The following is a 21344-nucleotide window of genomic DNA, read 5'->3' as shown; positions in this document are numbered from 1 at the left end:
GGACCCAACCAAAGAACCGGACTGCGTGTGACCCTTGAGGACAATGGGATGACGAAATCATTCAACGAAAGCGTGACGGTGAAACTTCGCAAGCTTCGTGACTTAGTCTGTGGAGGCTTGATCGCCGCCGCAGTTGCCACGCCAGTCGCTGCAGCTCCACCCACTGCGGGTGATGCAATGGACTACGAGGCGAGTGGCTTCATGCTACCGCCCGGCGTTCAGCCAGCAGGGATGGTCGACGGCATGCCAGCCATGTCGATGCCACCGGGCTCCATGCCGGGTGCTCAATCAATTGCCACCACCTTGCCATCGGCTCCGCTGATGATGCCAGGCGGATTTGGTTCGGCTGGTTACGCTCCCGCGGGTTACCCACAGGCTGGCTACGCACCTGCTGGTGTGATGCCCGTCGGTTACCAAGGCGGTGGCTTCCTCGGCGGCGGGTACGCAGCCGGCTGTGACACGATGGCCTGCGGTTGCGGCGATTCGGGTTGCACCAGTGGTCAATGTGGCAGCAACTTCCAAGGTCTGTTGCCCGCCGTGATGGGCGATTGCTGCGGATCCTGCGGCGGTGGCGGATGCGGTGCCTGCGGCGGATTGGGCTCTTGCCTGACCAACGGATCGCTTGGCCAAGGCGGCCTGCTCGGCAGCCTCAACGAGTGCGGCCCCGGCAGCACTGACTTCGGCATCTTGGCAGCACACATCGGCGGCGGTTTGGCTGGTCTGGCAGAAGCCATGCGACCTTACTCGGAAGCTGGCAAATCAGCTCAACGCTGGTATGACGTTTCGGTGGAAGGATTGTTCCTGACACAGGAACTCGATGGCTTCGCTGACGGCCAAGTGCTGACCAATGCAGGAACCACCGGCACGCCCAACGTTGCCGACAACCCGGTTCTGACGCAAAGCGATCTGGGTGACGATGACCTGGAAGCCGGTGCTCGCATCTCGTTCGCTCTGATTTTTGGTGCTGGCTCGAACGTCGAGTTCACCTTCATGGGCGGTCAAGAATGGGGTGGTGCCGCCTCGGCCTCTGACCCCGGCGGAAACCTGACTTCGATTTATTCAGGTTTTGGCACCACGCCTGTCGGTGGATACGCCAACCTGTCGAACTTCCAATCGATCAGCTACCAAGCAGAATTCGACAGCTACGAAATCAACTATCGTCGTCGCACAGTCGGCCCGTACGGACGATTCCAAGGCTCTTGGCTGCTCGGCCTCCGGCACGTGGTGTTCGACAACCAATATGCTTTCAATGGCTCGCAAACGTCCAGCACCATTGCTGACTTCCAGCAAAGCTTCGACCTCGAGAACCGCTACTTTGGTCCTCAGGCCGGTGTCGACCTCTGGTGGAACGCTCGCCCTGGAATCCAGCTCGGTGCGGAAGTCAAAGGTGCTTGGGTTCAAAACGACTTCGGCCAAACAGCGTCGATCGGAACGACACCTGGTGGCTTGAACACGTTTTCAACTGGCGGCCAGGACGGTGCCTTCATCTTGGATTTCCAAGCCACAGGGATCTACCGATTCTCGCACTCGTTGTCGCTGCGTGGCTCGTACCACTTGTTGACCATCGACGATGTGTACGCGGCTCCACTGGACAACAGCTTCATCGACGATTTCGCAACGAACGGGGCCGGTGTCTCGGCACCGAGCACATCGGAAACGTCGCTGACTCTGAACGGTTTCGCAGCCGGTCTTGAATACATGTGGTGATCGGTTTGGCGGGCAACCGCCGACGATCCATCATCGAGAGAATCTCGCACAGGGGATCGACCATCGGGTCGGTCCCCTGTTTGCGTTGCCCAGTTTCCCTGGGAACGCTAATCTTGCGTCATGGATGCCATCACAAAAGATTTGACCGTCGCGCAAGCCGAAGCGGTCCAGCACATCGACGGACCTCTGCTCATCATTGCCGGTCCCGGCAGCGGTAAAACTCGCGTCGTCACCCACCGCATCGCGCACATGTTGCAAAGCGGAATCCGACCGTGGCAAATCGCGGCGCTCACGTTCACCAACAAAGCCGCGGACGAAATGCGGTCGCGAGTCGATCTGCTCGCCCCCAACCAACCAGTCTGGATGGGCACGTTCCACCGGTTCTGCGCGCAACAGCTTCGGCGTTACGCACCGATGGTCGGGTTGGCCGAGAACTACTCGATCTACGATTCGTCCGATTCCAAATCTGCGATGAAGCGGGCGATCGCGGCCGCCGGTGTGTCAACCAGCCACACCTCGCCCGAGCAAATCACCTCGGCCATCTCCAACGCCAAGAACCGCCTGATCACTCCCGAGATCATGGCCCAACAAACCGGCCGCGCCGGCGACACCGTCGCAGCGAAGGTCTACCCGGTTTATCAACAACAATTGCTGACCGCCAACGCGGTCGACTTCGATGACTTGCTGTTCCACTTCGCTCGCTTGCTGCGGGAAAACCCCGAGGTCCGATCGAACCTGGATGAAAAGCTCAAGTACATCATGGTCGACGAGTACCAAGACACGAACTTGGCTCAGTACGCGATCGTGCGTGCACTCTCGGTCGACCATCCCAACCTCGCCGTGACGGGCGACCCCGATCAATCGGTCTACGGATGGCGTGGCGCCGACCTCAACAACATCCTGGATTTTGAAAAGGATTACCCGAGCGTCAAAACGGTTCGGCTGGAACAAAACTACCGCAGCACGCCAGAGATTCTGCGTGTCGCCGATCAACTGATTCGGCACAACCGCCGTCGCAAACAGAAGAAACTGTTCACCGACAACCCGACCGGTGAAGCGGTCACGCTGCGTCAGTACGAGAGCGGCTACAAAGAAGCGGACGGGATCGCCGATGAGATCGACAACCAAATGATAGCGGGCAATGCCGAACCGCGAGATTTCGCGATCATGTGCCGCATGAACGCACTGACGCGATCCATCGAACACGCCCTGCGAAATCGCGGCATCCCGTATCAGATCGTCAACGGGCTGGAGTTCTATCAACGCAAAGAGATCAAGGATCTGCTGGCCTATCTGCACCTGATCAACAACCCACGCCACGATGTGGCTCTGCATCGCGTGATCAACACACCGACGCGAGGCATTGGTGCCAAGACGCTCGAACGAATCCAACGCTTTGCCGACGATCACCGCATCCCGATGCTGGAGGCGACTCGGCGAGTCGACGAAATTGACTCGCTTTCCAAGCGTGCCAAGACACTGGTGACATCGTTCGTCCGTCTTTACGACCGCCTGGCTGTCAAAGCGACCGCGACGCTGGAGGACATGCTCCGCTTCCTGATCGAAGAGATCAAATTCGTGGCGTACCTGGAACGGACCACGCCGGAACAACAAGACAACAACCCGATCGCCAACGTCGACGAATTCATCTCCGCCGCCGTTGAATTTGATCAGATGCACCCGGAAGACGGGTCGCTGGAAGCGTTCTTGGAACAAGTCGCACTGGTCTCGGACACCGACGCGTTTGAAGATTCCAACAACCGCGTGACCCTGATGACCATGCATGCCGCCAAAGGCCTGGAATTTCCTCGCGTGTTCATCATCGCAGTCGAGGACAACCTGCTGCCTCATCGCCGCAGCAAAGAAGACGAGACCCAACTCGAAGAGGAACGTCGACTGTTGTTTGTGGGTGTCACGCGAGCCGAGCAGTGGCTGCAGATCAGCTATGCAAAACTGCGAAGTTTCCGTGGCGAAAACCAACCGGCGATCCCCAGCATGTTCTTGGGCGAATTGCCTCGCGATGAAATGCAGGTGGTCGAAGTCAAAGGCAGCCGGAACTTCTTTGACGACGCCTACGACGATGAATACCCGGACTCGTGGGACCTGGTTCAAGAACCCGCTGCGGTCACCGACACCGGCCCCGCCGGACAAACAGAAGTCGCCGACGGACCTCGCATCATCCCGATGACGGACCAATCCGCGATCCCGGACGTGTATCACGACGACGTTCCGCCGCCGAAGAAAAAGAAGCCCAAGGTTTCAATCCAAGCCGAGCTGAAAACGGCCAGCGATCTGCTGCAATCCGGGGCGACACCCCTGGGTGCGTACCGCGAAGGCAGCACGGTTCGCCACGATGAATATGGCGAGGGAACGATCATCGCGTTGACAGGCAAAGGCCCCAAACGAACCGCCAAAATTCAATTCGAAGAAACCGAAGAAACCTTCCGTCTGGCGTTCGCCAAAATCGAGTTGGTGGAGCGGTAGCTCGCCCATCCGGCCAAGGATTCGCGACGTTTGGGGGCCGCTCATCCAGCTTGGATTTGGCGGATCCCACTCGGCAGCAGACATTGCCAAGCTGTTGCCGTTCTTCTCTTCCTTCTGAATCCAACGTTGTGAACTCATGCGATTCCGTCTCTTCTTTTGTGCCGCATTTCTGCCGGCCATGGTCCTGTCCACTCAAGCCCGTGCAGACGAACCCGCGGGAACCAACCTTTCCTCCCAACTGAAGGAAATGGAGGTCAATTCGACGAAGCGATACCCAGCTCAAGTCCTGAAGACGTTTCAAAATGCGGTGGGCCAAGTCCGTGCGACCGGCATCGAGGAATCCGCCAAGCAAGTCGGCGACGACGCCATCGACGCGACCCTGTCTGGCTGGGACGAAAATCAAGTCACGCTCAGCGACGTGTGGTCCGAAACCCCGGTCATCTTGATGTGGTACCGCGGCGGATGGTGCCCGTACTGCAACCTTCAATTGCGAGCCATGCAGGAACAACTCTCGGCCATCGAAGGTGCCGGTGCAAAGCTGATCGTGCTGACTCCCGAGATCCCCGAGAAAGCCAAAGAAACGGCCGAGTCCAACGACTTGGAAATGCTCGTTTTGTATGACCAGAAAAGCGAAGTCGCGCGGAAGTACGGCATCATGTTCGACTTGCCCGAGTCGATTCTCCCCGTCTACCGCGACAAGTTTCAGCTCGCCGAACGAAACGACAACGAAGCGATGGAACTGCCGCTGGCGGCGACCTACGTGATCGATACCAATGGCAAGATCAGCTACGCATTCGTGGACGCCGACTACAAGAAACGGGCCGAACCCGCCGACGTGATCGCTGCCGTGAAAAAAATTCAGTAGCAAACGCCCATCCGACTCAGCGAAGCATCAGGTGACCAATCGGTCCTGAATTTTGGTGGTGGACGAGGCGACGAGTCCCACTCAAGGATTCGTTGCCTCGTCCACCACGCTGATTGCTAGGGACTCGTTGCCTCGTCTCTACGCTGATTATCAGGGACTCGTTGCCTCGTCCACCACGGCCATTATGATTCCGCTCAGACGCTCAAATCAGTCAACTGCTTGACTTCGTCTGCTGTGAATGGAGTGGCCAAGCGAGCTCCCATTTGGGCGACCACACGAGCGGCGGCGTGCGAGGCCAAGTGCCCGGACTGACGCCAATCCAACCCATTGGTGATGCCGTACAAAATGCCGCCAGCGTACATGTCGCCCGCACCGGTCGTGTCGATCGCCTTGACCTTCACACCTTCGACAGGAATCGCTTCGCCACCGTGCATCAAGATCGAACCGTTGGGCCCCAAAGTCATCGCGACGTTCTCGGCCGACTCGTGAATCTTGTTCGCACATGCAATCGGATCAGCCAATCCGGTGAGGCTCTTGGCTTCTTCTTCGTTGCAGAAAAACAAATCGACTGGACCGCGGATCAGGTCCCACATCTCGTCCTTCATCATGTTGACGAGGAATGGATCCGACGCAGTGAACGCGACTTTGACATTTTTCTTTTTCGCGAATTCGATCGCTTTGTAAGCGGCCGCTTTGGTTTGCTCGCCGGTGAACAAGTAGCCTTCGATGTAAATGTATTTGCTCGCTGCGATCACGTCTTCGTCGATGTCCGCTTCGGACAGGGCGGTGGAAGCGGCCAAGTTCGTCAGCATGGTTCGCTGAGCGTCTTCCGTGATCAGCACGGCACAGGTTCCGGTCGGTGCCTCGGGCTGAGGATCCACGTCGATGGTGACACCAAGGGCTCGCAAGTCTTTTAGAAAGAACTGCCCGGTTTCGTCGTCGCCGATCTTCCCGACAAAGGCGGCCTTGCCACCAAAGTCCGCGACGGCGGCGATGGTGTTGGCGGCCGAACCACCCGCACAACGAGACAACGATGGAAGATCAAATCGGCTCAGCACGCTCGCTTGTTTCTGGTCGTCGACCAGCGTCATGATGCCTTTGTCGAGTTGCAGTTCCGACAGCAGGTCATCGGCAACCATCGTCTGAATGTCAACGAGAGCGTTGCCAACGGCGTAAACATCGTGCGTCATCAAATTCAACCAAGGTGAGAGAAACAGACTCGTCCATGCCCGCGAATCGGCCTTGATCAGGGCGACTTCAGATCCGGCAGGCGGGCCCGCAGTGTACCCGCGTGCGACGACTCCGCCAGCCAGCTAGGATCGTCTGCTGTGCTCTCAGGGGCTGAACATCGACGACAACCCGGCGTCGAATTGGCCCCGCGTCAGCACGGTCGGCACGCCCGCTTCTCGCGCCCCCTTCAACCGAGCCACTTGAACGTGCGGCCCATAGGCCACCACGCGAGCCTCGGGACACACGCGTGAAACCGTGGGCATCAATTCTGCGACGACTCCATTGCGAGTCGACAGGTCGACGATCACCCACCCCACGTCCTCGTTGGCTTCTTCGGGCAATCGTCCTGCCAGCGAAAACGTCAACCCGGCCGTTTCACAGGCCGCGCGGACACGGGAGGCAAAAATCAAATCGCCGGAGAGGAACAATACAGTTGATTTCATGGTGGCTTCCGGTCGATAAACGAGGTGTCAGGATCAAGAAAGAATGAGCGAGAACGCAACCAAAGACAAGCCGAGCGAACCAAAGCCTCCGACATCCTCGATGTATCAGGAGAAGGTTCTGAAGATCCGCACCACCGTCAACGTCACGCTGGCGGAGAAGAAGGAATCGCTTCGCAAGATTCTATCGCTGGTCCCCGGCTCGATGCTGACCTTCGACGTGCACTGCGACCGACCGCTGGAACTGCGTGCGGGTGGGCACCCCATCGCCATCGGCGAGACAGTCAAAATTGGCGACAAGTTTGGCTTGCGGATCCGAGAGATTGGCGTCCCCAAAGAGGACTGACCCGCCCCGATCCAGGTCGGCAGGAATGATCAGGCACAACCATGTGAGCCGTTTGGGCGCTAGCCCCGGTTGTACGTCGGAATAGTGGCGCTTGCCCAAACAGTTCAAATGCCGAAAGACTCCTGCCGAACTGCTTCATAGCAACCAGGCCCGTCTGAAAACCAGTTGCTGATTTCAACCGGGCCTGATTTCGTTTCCTCACCGCGATGCTGCGACGTTGGCGGGTGGGCTACTCACCCTTCACGGGGCGTCCAAAGAAGACCGCTCGATCGATGTGGAAGATCCCTGTTCCTTCCAATCCGATTTTGATGTAGCTGGCCACCGTTCCTTCGGGAAGCTCCACCTCCCACTCAGCCTGCGGCGACTCGCTCTTCCAAACTCGGGTCCATTCTTTGCCGTCGTTCGACGTCCACATGGCCAAGCCTTCCGCTCGGTCGTGGAACTCCTCGTCGCGACGGTTCGTGATGGTGCCGCGAACCAATTCCGCTGGCTTTGCCAACCGCAGAATCACGGCTGGATCCGTTGCGGGTTGTTTCGAGTGCACCGCAAAGCGATCTTGGCGAACGCCTTCCCCGCTGAACAGATGCTGGGCTTCGCGGTTCCATACGGCAGGCCAATCGCCGGGCACACTGATCATTGAATCACGTGTCACCTCGATCAGATCGCCGTCCTTGCGAAGCGGGTAATCCGTGTTGGGATTGGTCGCGATCCAGTTGCCACCCAAGAACGCCAACAGATCCAGGAACTCACCCGGTGCAACCGTTTCGGTCAAACCTTCGGGCATGCTGCTGGCCTTCATCGGTTTGCGTATCTCGATCTCTTCCTTGTCGATGACTTTGATCTTGCCATCGGCGATTCCGAGCGAGATCGTTTCGTCGTCTTCCTTCAAGATGAACCCGCCAATGGCCTCCCCGTCGTACGTCAAAATCATGACGGTCTCGTAACCCTTGGCGATTTCCTCGTTGGGCCAAACGATCGATCGGATGATGTGTTCCTTCGTCATCCGTTCGCCGATCGTGGTCAACTCCGGACCAAACTCCTTGCCAATTTTCCCGTGCAAGTGACACGCGGAACAAACACGTTCAAACACCTTGGCACCGGTTTGAGCGTTCCCGCGAGACGCAGCAACCACCTTTTGCAGTGCAACCGTTTGGTCTTCTGGCTTGGCATCCACATCCGCCAACACCTTCAAAGGCCGATACACCTCCGCGCCGGGACCGGTCGCGATCTTGTATTCCTTCAGGTACTCCGCCGCCTTGGGTGGCAAGGAAGCGATCAGCTCTTGGATCTCCGTCGACTCCCCGTCCCAGTGCGTCGAAAGCGCTGACATGGTGTGTTCCAAAACATACTGAATCCATTTGTCAGCGGGCCGATCCACACCGGCCAGGGCCACTCGAACGCCAACGGGATGATCCATCAGACTGGCGGCTCGCAACGATTCCAGTCGGACGCGTGCATGCTTGTCTCGGCCGGCTTCCAGCAAGAACTGAACGAAGGGCAAGTCCACCGACAATTCAATCTGATCGCCGGAGTTGGCTTGTTCGTTTCCGGACAAGAAACGCCATTCGTTGCCAACCACATGAGTCGCAGCGGCACGCTGCTGGAAATTGCCTTCCGCAAGAACTCGCTTTGCAAGATCCAAGTCCACGTGGTGGAACGACTCTTGAACCCAGAGGATTTCGAGAGCGGCTTCGGGGGTTGGGTTGTCTTGCAACCATTGCTTGGTTGCCGCAACCACTTCCTCCACCGGACGACCACGCAGAGCACGACGGGCGCGGTATCGAGTGCGAGTTTCGTACGCCAGCAATTGATCCATGACCTCGATGGTCGGCAAATCCGCCTGCGTCACCACATCCAACAACGGCCGTTCCTTGTGACGCAGCCGATAGATGCGGCCGTGTTCATGGTCGCGGTTCGGGTCGCGCTGGGAGTACTGCATGTGTCCGATCAGAGCGTTGCACCAATCGCCAAACCACAACGCTCCATCGGGACCAATCTTGGGATCAACGGGACGGAAGAACATGTCCGTGCTGACCAGCAAGTCATCGGATCGTTCGCCGGTCAAACCCGCCTCGTCTTCTTGGTCGCGAAGTTCGAACGAGGGCATCCCGTGCATGTTGATCACGCACGCATAGACCAACCGATTGCGAAACTCCTCGGGGAACTGACGCGAATGCAGGATTTCATTTCCAGCGGCGGGGCGAATCCCATGGTTGTTAAAAATTGGCTCCAGCGTTTTTCTCGAAGGGACTTCGCCGCCTGACAAGGCGTTGGTCCAGTGGTGTTGGGCGTTGGTCCCGTCCCCAATGATGCCGTTGCCATATTGATCAAAGACCAGACACCACGGGTTGTACTGCCCGGGAGTTCGGAAGTGCGTCAAACGCAGACTGTCCAAATCCCACACGTAGCTGCCCGAAGCCCCCGCTTCTCGAACGGGGCCCCAAGGGGTTTCCACGGTCGTCGACATCGCGATGCCCTCCTGCATGTGCAGTCGACCGCCGTTGGAATATTCCCAAGCTCCCATCGCGTGGTGCGTGTCATCGGTGCCGATCCCGTCCAACACATGTGTGACTTCATCGGCCACGTCATCGCCATCGGTGTCTCGCAAAAACAGGATGTGTGGCTCGTCGATCACCAACACACCGTCTTGGTAGAACTCAAAACCGGTCGGACAAATCAGCTTGTCGTAGAACGGTTTGCACACATCGGCTTTTCCATCGCCATCGGTGTCTTCCAAGATCAGCAACCGGTCGCTGGGACGGCTGCTGCCGGGCAACCACTGTGGGTAGTTGACCATGCACGACACCCACAATCGGCCGCGTTGATCGAAAGCGATTTGCGTCGGGTTGGCCAGTTCAGGGAAGTCTTTTTCACTGGCGAAACACTCCACCTCAAAACCGTCAGGAATCTCCATCTGCGAAATGGACTGCTCTGGCGTGGGGTATTCCAGCGTCTTGGGCTCGCGCATTTCGCGAAAGCCATCATCGCGAGAACCAAACATGGTTTCGGGAATGAAGACTTCGCCGGTCTTCGAATCATCGACCTCTTCCGGCACATCGCGGCCCGCGGCCATGTCCCACAGGTACTGATCGCGAACGGTGACCATTTTGCGAATCTTTTGAAACTCGCCGGGGAAGGTTTCCGTGTCCCACGTGCGACGTCCACCGTAGACATACCAACCGTTCAGCATGCGATAATCTTGTTGGTGCAACCAAGCCTTGTCGTTGACGACTTGCCGCATCGCTTCAAAGCGTTCCGCCCCCACGGCGGGTCCCGCGCCAGCGAACAAACCGGCATCGATCAACAACGAAACCGCTTCGTCTCCCGCTTCGTTCAGGTGCAATCCGTTGGTGGTGTATTGGCAACCGGGTTGCTGCTGGAACAACTCAGCGGTGGGCGTGAACACATCGATGACCGTCAACTCACGTTGCTTGCCGACTCGCTTCACGGCATCGGTGTAGGCGGCCAAGTAACGATTGTGCAGCAAGCCATCCGGCTGCAACGGGTTTTCGCTGGGTTCAAACGCAATCGGCGTGACCAAAGCGAACTGAACCGGGCGTCCATCACTGGAAAATTGCTGCGACAATCCATCCAGGTAGGCGTGGTAATCGGCCTCAAATTTCGCGATGTGTTCGGCGTCGTCTCCAGCGAACGATTCGTTCATGCCAAAGAAGCACAGGAACGCTTGCGGTGCGAAGACCTGGAACGGGTCGTCGATCACCGTGTAGTTTCCCGGCCGTTGTTGCGTGGAAACTTCGTCGGTCGGCCAGCCAAAGTTGCGAACCACCAGCGGGTTTTTGCTGGTTCGCAAATGCAGCATGGTTTCCAAGTGCCCGTACAGGCTCATGCGTTGTGCTGTCCCGTTGCCCACGAAAGCCAAACGCGTTTTGGCAGGCAGCTTCGACGGATCCATGGCGGAGACGTTCGTCCCGGCCAACGTCAGAAAAAAGGTGCTAAAACCCAACAGCAGCACGACCAACTTCGGTGTCGTTTGAGCCTTGCAAGAAGCCGACCACCCGGTCGGAACTGACTTGGCCCCGCAGCTGGATTGAGACCGCGAAAACGCGAGAGAATTCATAAAACGCATCGAAAAAGCGGGAGAGACGGAGGGAATCGAGGCAGGCGACACCCGTTTGCGGAACGAGAATCGCAATGGAGTCGTATCCTCTAAAATCTTAACCGATTCCCTTGCCAAGTTGGCAGTGAATTCATTCCTTCGTTCGAGCCCGAATTGATGTTCTTTCGACTTCTCGCTCTCTTGATCGTTGTCCCGTTCATCGAACTGGTTCTGCTGCTGCGTTTGGCAGACGAAACCAGTTGGTTGACCACCCTGATGATTGTCATCATCACCGGGATCATCGGTTCCTACCTGGCTCGCCGCGAAGGACTGGCAACCTGGTTTCGTTTCCAGTCCGCCATGGCGCAGGGGAAAATGCCGAGCCGCGAAATCCAGGATGGGTTGATGATCGCGTTGGCAGCGGTGTTGTTGTTGACCCCGGGTTTGTTGACCGACGCGTTCGGGTTCACTTTGTTGACGCCACCTGGACGTCGGCTGATCGGCGGGTGGTTGCGACGTCGTTTCGCGGGAAGTTTTCAGATGCGAACCTTCGGCGGTGGCGGCCAACCCGGTTCGACCAGCAATCCCGCCGAGGACGAACGCTTTGATCCGCGAGGGTATGACCCACGCAGATCGAATGCCTCGGGGCAGCGTTTTGGCGGTGCGGGCGATACGATTGACTCGCCTCACTTCGAACCCAAACAATCGCCTTCGCCGTGAACTCATCCAACGACCGCGACGCTTCCCTGACAAATTTCCTTTTTTCTTCCGAGCCACTTCTGCCGAATCCGGTTGCCGTGCCCCCGGAACTCGCCCCGCTGACTCAGCCCAAGTTGATTGACCTCGGTGAGATCCAGGTCATCTTGCTGGACGTCTACGGAACACTGGTCATCAGCGGCAGCGGCGACGTCGGAACCGCTGACGATGCGAAACACGACGCCGCCAACCGCTGGATTCGTGACGCCGCCACGGAAGCCGGTGTCCAGGATCTGACCGGCATTCCAACGTCCGACCAACTGCGAAACCAAATCGTGGCCACGAACGAGGCCGCTCGCTCGGAAGCGAACCCCAAGCCAGAAGTCGACATCCTGGAGATCTGGCGGCGGGTGCTGCAGGCCAACGGACGCGAGGATTTGGCAACGAATCCAAAAATTTTGGCGGCCTGGATTTGTGGCGTCGAAGGCCGCTCCAATCCGGTTTGGCCGATGCCGGGGGCTCACGACGCATTGATGGCGATGCAAGCCAAAGGCCGCCGTTTAGGAATCGTCAGCAACGCTCAGTTTTACACTCCGTTGATCGTTCAAAATTTGATTGCCAAGCGTTCCCAGGACACGAAACGAGGCGAGTCAAGCGATTCGGTTGAAAGAACGATTGCGGGAGATCTGTCATCCGTGTTCGATCTCAACGCGTGCCATTTTTCCTATCGCTATCGAGCCGCCAAACCGGGGCCCTTGCTGTTTGAGCGTGCAATCTCGCAGCTCCGTGGCACTGGGATTCTGCCGGAACAGGTTCTCTACATCGGCAACGACATGCTCAACGATGTCTGGGCGGCGAAGCAGTTCGGACTGCAGACAGCACTGTTCGCGGGGGACGGTCGCAGCTTGCGATTGCGGACCGAGGATGCTCGCTGCGAGAAATGTTTGCCTGACATGGTGCTGACACACTGGGATCAGATAGTAGAGTGTTTGTGAGAGAACGTTTCCGCGACGTTCTGCCGCCAGACGAAACACGCAAGAGTGACAGCTACGATGGGCGTCCAAATCGGCTTTGTGGGAACACGTTTCGCCGGCACCGACGGGGTGTCGCTTGAAAGCGCGAAATGGGCCCAGGTTCTCTGGGACAATGGCCATGTGAGCCACTGGTACTCGGGCCAGAGCGACCGTGACAAAGCGACCTCGATGGTCGTTCCCCACGCTTACTTCGGCCACCCTGACATCGAATGGATCAACCGCCGCGCGTTTGGCACTCGCACACGAACGCCCGATGTGACCCAGCGGATCTACACGCTGGCGGACTACCTGAAGAAAACGCTGTACGAATTCACGCGTCGATTCGATTTGGATCTGCTGATCGTCCAAAACGCGCTGTGCATCCCGATGAACTTGCCGCTCGGCGTCGCGCTGACCAACTTCATCGCCGAAACCGGTTTTCCCACGATCGCGCACCACCACGATTTCTACTGGGAACGGGATCGGTTCAGCGTCTCAGCCGTGACCGACATGCTGTGGATGGCGTTCCCGCCCGCGCTGCCACAAATTCAAAACGTGACGATCAACTCGTTCGCACAAGAAGACCTGTCGCACCGCCGGGGTGTCTCGTCGATCTTGGTGCCCAACGTGCTGGACTTCGAAAACGAACCACCGCAAGCCGATGAGTACTCGTCGCACTTCCGCGAAGACATCGGGTTGGAAGAAGACGACATCCTGTTCCTGCAGCCCACCCGCGTGGTGCCTCGCAAAGGCATCGAGCACGCCATCGCGTTGGTCGCGGCGCTCAAGAACGACAAGTGCAAACTGGTGATCTCTCACGCCAGCGGTGACGAAGGCAACGAGTACCTCCAAGTCCTGATGGACTTGGCCGAGAGCAGTGGCGTCGACCTGCGGTTGTGTGATCATCAAGTCGGCGACAAACGCGCGATCGATGCGGACGGCAATCGCATCTACACGTTGGGCGATGCATACGCGCAAGCCGACTTCATCACCTACCCAAGTATCTACGAAGGGTTCGGAAACGCTTTGTTGGAAGCGTTCTATTATCGTAAACCGTTGTTGGTGAATCGTTATTCGATTTACGTCGCCGACATCGAACCCAAAGGGGCCAAGGTCATCTCCATGGATGGCTACCTGACCAAGGACGTTGTGTCGAAGGTGGAGCGGATCATTCGCGACAAAGCGTTCCGAGATGAGATGGTCGACTTCAATTATGAGATCGGCCGTGCTTTCTTTTCCTACGGGGTGCTGCGGCGCAAACTGCGAGCCCTCGTGACCAACTTCACCGGACAGGACAACTTGTGAGCTCAACCATCGACGATGCCACTCGGTCACGGATCACCGATGTGTACGGGCACGTTCCCGACGTGCTCGCCGAAGGTTTGCAACGGTGCTTTGATCAATCCAACCATCCCTCCTCTCCCGACGAACTGTGGGATCATCGCGATGTGGTGATGATCACCTACGCCGATCAAATTCGTGAACCGGGCAAGTCGCCACTCGACGCCCAACGGCAATTCCTGCTGGATCACAACCTCGATGAATTGATCCGCTGCGTTCACTTGCTGCCGTTTTGTCCTTCGACCAGCGACGATGGGTTTTCCGTCGCGGATTATTTGGCCGTGGATCCTGAATCCGGCGACTGGGACGACATCGAGCGGTTGGGAGAACGCTTTGATTTGATGTACGACTTGGTGCTCAACCATTCGTCGCAACAACACCGTTGGTTCCAAGGCTTCCTGAACGACGAACCGGAATACAAGGACTTCTATTCCACCGCCGATCCATCGGAAGATCTCTCCCAAGTCGTCCGACCACGCAGCTTGCCACTGCTGACGGAGTTCGATTCCGCATCGGGCAAGCGTTACGTCTGGACCACATTCAGCGCCGATCAAGTCGACCTGAACTACGCCAACCCGCGTGTCATGTTGGCGATGCTGGAAACGTTGGTTGAATACGCGCGCCGAGGGGCCCGCATCATTCGCCTCGACGCGATCGCGTTTCTATGGAAAGAGATCGGCACGTCATGCTTGCACCTGCCACAAACTCACGCCGCGGTCCGTTTGATGCGTCACGTGCTCGATGTTGCCGCACCGGGAACCATCGTGCTGACGGAAACCAATGTGCCTCACGCCGAGAACATCTCCTACTTCGGCGACGGCACCGATGAAGCCCACATGGTGTATCAGTTCAGCCTGCCGCCGCTGTTGCTCGATGCCATTCACAGCGGTGACACCGGCGTGCTGCAAAACTGGATGCGGTCGCTGGTTTTACCCACCGACCAAGTCACGTATTTCAACTTCACGGCATCCCATGACGGCATCGGGGTTCGGCCCGTGGAAGGCATCTTGCCACCCGAGCGAGTCGACGCACTCGTTGAGATTGCGAAAGCTCATGGTGGTCGCATCGGAATGCGTACCCAACCCGATGGCTCGCAAAGCCCGTACGAACTGAACGTCACTTACCTGGATGCGGTGGCCGATCGCACTACCGTTCCCGCGACGGAACACGCCAAACGTTTCTTGGCCACGCAGGCGATCATGTTGTCGATGCGCGGCGTGCCGGCGGTTTACTTCCATTCCTTGGTCGGATCGCCCAACGACATTGCTGGCGTGGAAGCATCGGACATTCCCCGCCGCATCAATCGCCACAAGTACGATCGATCCGAACTGGAGTCGGCTCTTGCCGATGCCGGTTCACTGCAACAACTCGTCTCAGACGGTTACCGTCATTTATTGAGCGTTCGAAAAAGGCAAACCGCGTTTCACCCCAACGCTTCGCAGGAGGTTTTGAAACTTCCGGCCGATGGTCTCCTCGGGTTTGTACGGCAGCACGATGACGAATCTCCGCTGTGCGTGCTGGCCAACCTATCCAGCGAAACTCGCCAGATCGAGCCAGCGAACCTCACCGGCGATTTCACCTTCGACGCCCTGGCGGATGAGTCGCTTGATCAGAACGCCCCCATCGCGATGGCGCCGTATCAGGTACGCTGGTTGAAGACATCTTCCACCGCTTGAACAACTGGCCATGCTAGAGCTGATCTCGTCTTACTCCACTGTTGCCATCGTGGTTGCCGCGTTGGCACACGTGTTCTTTTTCTTCGTGCTGGCCCTGTGGGCACGGGGAGATCGCAAGAAGATCGTGCAAACGCTGCAGCGGTTCACGGATTCGCTTCCCAATCGCAGTCGGATGGATCATGACGCCCACCCCTCCGACCAAATCGAGGCTTGCCTGGCGGACATCCAAGACGTCTTGGTGGAGCCACCGGGATCGTCTCATCGCGTGGCACTCAGCCAACGAATGCGAATCCTGGACGAACGGCGTGACTACCTGCATTCGCTTCGGTTCGACACGGCATGGAATGTTGCCCGGACCATGATCGAGGCCTACCCGCTGGCGGGTGTGCTGGGAACGATCCTCGCCATCGGCGCGGCGCTCGCTTCTGACGACCAAGCCTCCGTGGGCGTGATCGTGACACGCTTTGGTGACGCCATCTGGTCGACCTTCGCGGGACTCGCTTCGGCGATCACGCTGATGTTGATCAACAGTTTTGTCGAACCCGGGTTTGCCAAGCTTTCAGAGAACCGTTTGCACGTGCGCGAAACCGCGTCCAAAGCCAAGCGTGAACTCGGCCCTGCGGATCGCGTGGATCCCAACGTGATGCCAACCACGCCCGCCATGGAAGCGACGACGTGAACGAATCGGCGTCTCCTGCCAGCGAAACCGATTTCCACGCCTCCCGCGTTGGCCATCGGCGAATTCGGTTCCAATTGACACCGTTGATGGATCTGTTGCTGATCATCGTCTTCGCTCAGTTCATGGAGATGCGCGAAACCTCCCAAGAACAAACACGGGAGATCTCGCAAGAGCGTCAAGCATTGCTGGAGGAGCAAGCGATGTGGCGATCCGAGCGAGACCGTGCGGTCGCCGAACGCAACATGGCTCTCGCGACTCAGCAATCCAGTGCCCAAGACGTCGGCCGCGCCATCGAGATGCTGCGTGGCTGGCTGAACCTTGACACGGATGAATCCAAAGCAACCATCCTGCGTCCCGGCATCGATTCGCAGGACGTCATCGCACGCGCCATCGAACGCTCGCGGCAGCTTGCCTCCGCCGACCCCAACACGCTGATCCGCTTTTTGGTCGGCCACGACGAACTGCTCAAGCGAGCGGAAGTCTGGACCGTTCACGCTCGCGAAACCGGCGACGTTGTTTTTGAGGCTTCGGGACACACCGAAACCTTTCGCTTGGAAAGCCAACGGCAATCACAACGCACCCAAGAAATCGCCGACCGACTGTTCGCCGCCTACAAACAGACCCCGCAACCCAAGGGTCTCATCGTGGTGCTCGTTTCCTACGCCCCGCGAAGCGTCGCCGGGGTGTATCAACCGTTGATCGATGCCATGCCCGCAACACTGGAACGATTGCGAGCGGACACGCCGACCAGCCGTTTCGAATACACCGTTCTCGGTGCGGCTCAGGCCCCCGAACAGTCCAATGACATGGACGCTGCAGAACCGTCCACTGAAACCGAAAACCTCACCCCACTTCAGGGAAAACCAGACGATGCGTAAACGAATCCCGTTAGCGGTGGGTGGTGGAATCGCACTGTTGATCGCCAGCCAATTCTTGGACTTCGGACTGGGTTTCCAAAGCGGCGAAGCCCCGTCTGTTTCAACCAGCCCCGATGGCTCATCCGCCATCCTGGATGCGATTGTCGCTTCGGAAGAAGACAGCCCTGAAGAAGCACCAACGGAACCCGCATCCGAATCACCGCTGCCGCTGATCACACCTGAGATCGTCGACGTTTTGATCGACGGGGAAAGCTACCTCGTGATCACCAATGCGAATCAACCGGAACAACGCAACGCGTTGGCACTCGAGGCCTTGCTTTCAGCAGTCGACGCCGCCCCCGGTGATGCCAGCGGCATCAAGGTTCGAATCAGTCGCACACCGTCGGCAATCGCCATGGCCGAAGAGTTCCTGCTCGAACAGCTTCGGCAATCCGGCTTGGACGAAGACGAAATTGATCGACGTCGTCAGCTGGTTGAACTGCCGCTTGATGAAGCCATCAGCGACACAACCGAACCAAGCCCATTGGTTCCTTCCAACGAAACATCCCCGTCCGCCGAAACGCGGTGACGCATTTCGGCAATTGTTTTTGTACCGCCGCATTCCACGAAGCACGACGAGAATGACAACATGACCGTTTTCCGACGCAACGCCCGCCTTCGAAAGACACTGGCGACGTTCCTTGCCGGCTTTTGCATCAGCTCTTTTTCCCAACCCGTCGCCACGGCGGAAGAACCCACCGATTCGAGTACCCGCATGAAGTTCGAGTATCCCGTCAGTCGTCTTGACGAGGTCGTTGACAACTACCACGGCCGCGAAGTGGCTGACCCGTACCGTTGGTTGGAAGACGTAGAGAGCGACGAAACAGCCGCCTGGGTCGAGGCACAAAACGAGGTCACGCAGAGTTACTTGCAGTCTCTGCCGCAACGCGAACCGATGCGCGCACGGCTGGAAGCGTTGTGGGACTACTCTCGCACCGGTTTGCCCGCCAAACGAGGCGACACGTACTTCTACACCTTCAACGATGGACTGCAGAACCAAAGCGTTCTGTATCGCACCCCCGTCGATGCACCACCCTCGCAGTGGGAAGCCAACCGCGAAGTTCTGCTGGACCCGAACAACCTGAGCGAAGACGGAACCATGTCGCTCGCGTCATGGGTTCCCAGCGAAGATGGCAAGTACCTCGCCTATGCCATCGCCGATGGCGGCAGTGACTGGCGGACCTGGCGAGTGCGTGAAGTGGCCACGGGCAAAGACACGGACGATTTGATCCAGTGGTCCAAGTTCAGCGGCATCGCGTGGACACCGGATGGCGACGGGTTCTACTACTCGCGTTACGCCGAACCGGCTGAAGGCGAAGAACTGACCGGGACCAATGACAACCAAATGATGTACTTGCACCAACTGGGCACGCCTCAGTCGGAAGACAAACTGGTCATGAAACGCCCCGACCATCCCAAGTGGGGCTTCGGTGGGACGGTCACCGATGACGGTCGCTACCTGGTGATTTCCAATTGGATGGGCACCGAACCGAAGACGCAGGTCTTCATTCAAGACCTGACGAAGGAAGACGCGCCCGTTCGCGGATTGATCATGGGTTTTGACGCCGACTACAACTTCGTCGGCTCAGAAGGATCGACGATGTTCTTCCTGACCGACCACGAGGCTCCCCGTCGCCGCGTGATCAGCTTGGACGTGGCCGAACATGCCGGGCGAACTGACGACAACGTCGATGAACCCGCCGATCGAGCGGGCTGGGAAGAGGTCATCCCACAGAGCGAACACGTTCTGGAGCATGTCTCGCTGCTCAGCGGAGTGTTCTTCGCCAACTACTTGGCCGACGCGCTCAACCAAGTCGAACGCTACGCGTTGGACGGATCCCCAATGGGACCGCTGGAATTGCCCGGCAAAGGCTCCGTGGGGGGCCTGGGAGGCCGCCAGGACGCCACCGAGACGTTCTTCTCGTTCACCAATTACGTCACGCCACCGAGCATCCACCGCGTTGATGTGGCCACGGGCGAATCGGAGCTGGCGATCATGCCCGAAGTCGCCTTTGACGTCAGCCAGTACACCACCGAACAAGTCTTCTGCACTAGCAAAGACGGCACCCAGGTGCCGATCCTGATCACACGTCACAAGGACGCCCCGCTGGACGGCAGCAACCGCACGCTGCTGTACGCCTACGGTGGATTCAACATTTCGCTGACGCCGTCCTATTCGCCTGGCATCGCCGGTTGGTTGGACGCCGGTGGTGTGTACGCCGTCGCGAACCTTCGGGGTGGCGGGGAGTACGGTCGCGAATGGCACGAAGCCGGCATGCAACTGAAGAAACAAAACGTCTTTGACGACTTCATTGCCGCTGCGGAACACTTGATTGACATGGGCCTCACGCGGCGTGAACGCTTGGGGGTCCGCGGTGGCAGCAACGGTGGATTGCTGATCGGTGCCGTGATGACTCAGAGACCTGATTTGTTCGGTGCCTGTTTACCTGCCGTCGGCGTGATGGACATGCTGCGTTACCACAAGTTCACGATCGGTTGGGCTTGGGTCAGCGAGTTTGGAAGCAGCGACGATGAAACTCAAATCGACAACCTGTTGTCGTACAGCCCGCTGCACAATTTGAAACCTGGAACGTGTTACCCCGCCACGATGGTGACCACAGCGGACCGGGACGACCGAGTCGTGCCCGGTCACAGCTTCAAGTTCGCTGCCGCGTTGCAAGCGGCTCAGTCGTGCGACAACCCAACGTTGATTCGGATCGAAACGCGAGCCGGGCACGGGGCTGGCACACCGACCAGCAAGAAGATCGACGAGTACGCCGACCTCTGGGCTTTCTTGCTCGAAAACTTGAAGTGAGCTTGGTTGTTCAGCAGCCTCCTCCGATGATGAACGCTGCCTGAATGCACTCGCTTCGAGCGATCCGTTCACGGAATCACTGAAACATCTCCCGCAAGCTGGCCTGTCCCGCTGCGGAGATGGTTTCGTCGCCGCAAACACCCCCCCACAAACTCTCCTGTCCACCTGTCCAATGCTGCTGCAACAACCCCAAGAATCACCCTACGACCTGAACTTCCAGTTGTTCGGATTTCCGATCCGAATCGCGTGGACGTTTTGGCTGGGCGCGGCCGTGTTTGGATGGGGTTTGGTCCAGCTGTTTGATTCGATGGAAGGCAGCCCTGGCCGCCTGCCATTGCTGCTGCTGTGGGCTCTCTGCATGCTCTTTTCGATCCTGATTCACGAGCTCGGTCACGCGTTTGCTTTTCGCCAATTTGGCATCGAATCATCGCTGGTTCTGTACCACTTTGGCGGGCTCGCCGTGCCGCGATCCACGCACAATTACGGCGGTTTTGCCTCGTCGTTCTCGCCTCCGCGGCTCAGCCATGGTGCCGAACTCTGGATCGCTCTGGCGGGGCCGCTGGCGCAGTTGGCATCCGCTGCAGTGGTCGTTGCCGCTGTCAAAGCGATGGGGTTTCGGATCACCGCGTTCGCTTTGATGCCCTATCCACTCGATTCGCTTCCCGGCGTCCTCGAGGGGAACGATTTTGACAGTGTCGGCATGATCGCGTTGGTCACGTTCTACGTCTGGCCCAGCGTGCTCTGGGCAGTCCTGAATTTGATCCCTGTCTTCCCGCTCGATGGCGGACGAATCATGCGTTCGTTGGTGATGATGGGAGGCGGCCAAACCGACACCTGGTTGTGGATCAGCATGATCATCGGTGGTGCCTGCACGATGTACGGTTTCTCATCCGGGAACATGTTCTTGGGCATCCTCTTTTTATCGTTGGCGGTGGGCAACTACCAAATGATGCAAGGATCGGCGCGTTACTAGCGTGCACGTCGCGGTGGACTGCTTCATGGGTGCCTCGTTGCCTGCCATCGAGGACATCCAATCAACGATCGCGTCTGCATCACGTCACGTGACAAGCCGGTTCTG

Annotated in this window: 16 protein-coding genes; 13 read left to right on the top strand and 3 right to left on the bottom strand. The window is 58.2% G+C overall.

Annotated elements, in window-relative coordinates:
* Positions 1-48 precede the first annotated feature (48 nt).
* The 3 genes from RISK_RS08040 (at position 49) to RISK_RS08030 (ending at position 5056) form a co-directional block, all read left to right on the top strand.
* Positions 49-1707, top strand: coding sequence for a hypothetical protein (locus RISK_RS08040; protein WP_236696133.1), 1659 nt, complete (start codon positions 49-51; stop codon positions 1705-1707).
* Positions 1708-1827: 120 nt separating this feature from the next.
* Complete coding sequence (locus RISK_RS08035) at positions 1828-4191, top strand: ATP-dependent helicase (RefSeq protein WP_047813740.1); 2364 nt, start codon at positions 1828-1830, stop codon at positions 4189-4191.
* Between the two features lie 184 nt (positions 4192-4375).
* Entirely contained in the window at positions 4376-5056 is a 681-nt protein-coding gene (locus RISK_RS08030; RefSeq protein ID WP_047813840.1) for a peroxiredoxin-like family protein, read from the top strand.
* A gap of 194 nt (positions 5057-5250) precedes the next feature.
* Here RISK_RS08030 and RISK_RS08025 read toward each other — a convergent pair whose 3' ends face one another.
* Complete coding sequence (locus RISK_RS08025) at positions 5251-6246, bottom strand: adenosine kinase (protein ID WP_047813739.1); 996 nt, start codon at positions 6244-6246, stop codon at positions 5251-5253.
* A 144-nt stretch (positions 6247-6390) separates the two neighbouring features.
* Positions 6391-6729: a hypothetical protein gene (locus RISK_RS08020; protein WP_047813738.1), complete on the bottom strand. Its 339-nt coding sequence runs from the start codon at positions 6727-6729 to the stop codon at positions 6391-6393.
* 43 nt (positions 6730-6772) lie between these two features.
* On the opposite strand from RISK_RS08020, the gene RISK_RS08015 reads away from it, so the two are divergent.
* Complete coding sequence (locus RISK_RS08015) at positions 6773-7072, top strand: FliM/FliN family flagellar motor switch protein (RefSeq protein ID WP_047813737.1); 300 nt, start codon at positions 6773-6775, stop codon at positions 7070-7072.
* A 229-nt stretch (positions 7073-7301) separates the two neighbouring features.
* On the opposite strand, the gene RISK_RS08010 is transcribed toward RISK_RS08015, so the two are convergent.
* Positions 7302-10985 (bottom strand): PVC-type heme-binding CxxCH protein, encoded by a 3684-nt coding sequence (locus RISK_RS08010; protein ID WP_047813839.1) that lies wholly within the window; start codon positions 10983-10985, stop codon positions 7302-7304.
* Positions 10986-11306: 321 nt separating this feature from the next.
* Between RISK_RS08010 and RISK_RS08005 the strand changes: the two genes are divergently transcribed.
* The 9 genes from RISK_RS08005 (at position 11307) to RISK_RS07965 (ending at position 21239) form a co-directional block, all read left to right on the top strand.
* A complete protein-coding gene (locus tag RISK_RS08005; protein WP_047813736.1) occupies positions 11307-11849 on the top strand; it encodes an FxsA family protein in 543 nt (180 codons plus the stop codon).
* A complete protein-coding gene (locus tag RISK_RS08000; protein WP_047813735.1) occupies positions 11846-12820 on the top strand; it encodes an HAD family hydrolase in 975 nt (324 codons plus the stop codon). The genes RISK_RS08005 and RISK_RS08000 overlap by 4 nt, the downstream gene beginning before the upstream one ends.
* Positions 12821-12865: 45 nt before the next feature.
* A complete protein-coding gene (locus RISK_RS07995) occupies positions 12866-14143 on the top strand; it encodes a glycosyltransferase family 4 protein (RefSeq protein ID WP_236696132.1) in 1278 nt (425 codons plus the stop codon).
* Positions 14140-15855 (top strand): alpha-amylase family glycosyl hydrolase, encoded by a 1716-nt coding sequence (locus RISK_RS07990; RefSeq protein WP_047813734.1) that lies wholly within the window; start codon positions 14140-14142, stop codon positions 15853-15855. The genes RISK_RS07995 and RISK_RS07990 overlap by 4 nt, the downstream gene beginning before the upstream one ends.
* A gap of 10 nt (positions 15856-15865) precedes the next feature.
* The gene (locus RISK_RS07985; protein WP_047813733.1) at positions 15866-16534 is read left to right on the top strand and encodes a MotA/TolQ/ExbB proton channel family protein; all 669 of its coding nucleotides are present in this window, start codon (positions 15866-15868) and stop codon (positions 16532-16534) included.
* Positions 16531-17412 carry a hypothetical protein gene (locus tag RISK_RS07980; protein WP_047813732.1) on the top strand — a complete coding sequence of 294 codons (882 nt, stop codon included), beginning with the start codon at positions 16531-16533 and terminating at the stop codon, positions 17410-17412. The genes RISK_RS07985 and RISK_RS07980 overlap by 4 nt, the downstream gene beginning before the upstream one ends.
* Entirely contained in the window at positions 17405-17980 is a 576-nt protein-coding gene (locus RISK_RS07975) for a hypothetical protein (RefSeq protein WP_047813731.1), read from the top strand. Before RISK_RS07980 ends, RISK_RS07975 begins: the two co-directional genes overlap by 8 nt.
* 60 nt (positions 17981-18040) lie before the next feature.
* Positions 18041-20266, top strand: coding sequence for a prolyl oligopeptidase family serine peptidase (locus RISK_RS07970; RefSeq protein ID WP_047813730.1), 2226 nt, complete (start codon positions 18041-18043; stop codon positions 20264-20266).
* 172 nt (positions 20267-20438) lie between these two features.
* Positions 20439-21239, top strand: coding sequence for a site-2 protease family protein (locus tag RISK_RS07965; RefSeq protein ID WP_047813729.1), 801 nt, complete (start codon positions 20439-20441; stop codon positions 21237-21239).
* The last annotated feature ends 105 nt before the right edge of the window (positions 21240-21344 follow it).

It is taken from the genome of Rhodopirellula islandica, from assembly GCF_001027925.1.
GTDB classification, from domain to species: Bacteria; Planctomycetota; Planctomycetia; order Pirellulales; family Pirellulaceae; genus Rhodopirellula; species Rhodopirellula islandica.
The sequence above is the reverse complement of the archived record's forward strand: the minus strand, read 5'-3'. Positions and strand labels throughout refer to the sequence as shown.

What these genes read in the sequence shown, in the direction of transcription:
- RISK_RS08035 (WP_047813740.1), top strand. Translation starts at nt 1,828, where the DNA reads ATGGATGCCATCACAAAAGATTTGACCGTCGCGCAAGCCGAAGCGGTC.
- RISK_RS07965 (WP_047813729.1), top strand. Translation starts at nt 20,439, where the DNA reads ATGCTGCTGCAACAACCCCAAGAATCACCCTACGACCTGAACTTCCAG.
- RISK_RS08005 (WP_047813736.1), top strand. Translation starts at nt 11,307, where the DNA reads ATGTTCTTTCGACTTCTCGCTCTCTTGATCGTTGTCCCGTTCATCGAA.
- RISK_RS08020 (WP_047813738.1), bottom strand. Translation starts at nt 6,729, where the DNA reads ATGAAATCAACTGTATTGTTCCTCTCCGGCGATTTGATTTTTGCCTCC.
- RISK_RS07985 (WP_047813733.1), top strand. Translation starts at nt 15,866, where the DNA reads ATGCTAGAGCTGATCTCGTCTTACTCCACTGTTGCCATCGTGGTTGCC.
- RISK_RS07975 (WP_047813731.1), top strand. Translation starts at nt 17,405, where the DNA reads ATGCGTAAACGAATCCCGTTAGCGGTGGGTGGTGGAATCGCACTGTTG.
- RISK_RS08010 (WP_047813839.1), bottom strand. Translation starts at nt 10,985, where the DNA reads ATGGATCCGTCGAAGCTGCCTGCCAAAACGCGTTTGGCTTTCGTGGGC.
- RISK_RS07970 (WP_047813730.1), top strand. Translation starts at nt 18,041, where the DNA reads ATGACCGTTTTCCGACGCAACGCCCGCCTTCGAAAGACACTGGCGACG.
- RISK_RS08040 (WP_236696133.1), top strand. Translation starts at nt 49, where the DNA reads ATGACGAAATCATTCAACGAAAGCGTGACGGTGAAACTTCGCAAGCTT.
- RISK_RS08015 (WP_047813737.1), top strand. Translation starts at nt 6,773, where the DNA reads ATGAGCGAGAACGCAACCAAAGACAAGCCGAGCGAACCAAAGCCTCCG.
- RISK_RS08025 (WP_047813739.1), bottom strand. Translation starts at nt 6,246, where the DNA reads ATGACGCACGATGTTTACGCCGTTGGCAACGCTCTCGTTGACATTCAG.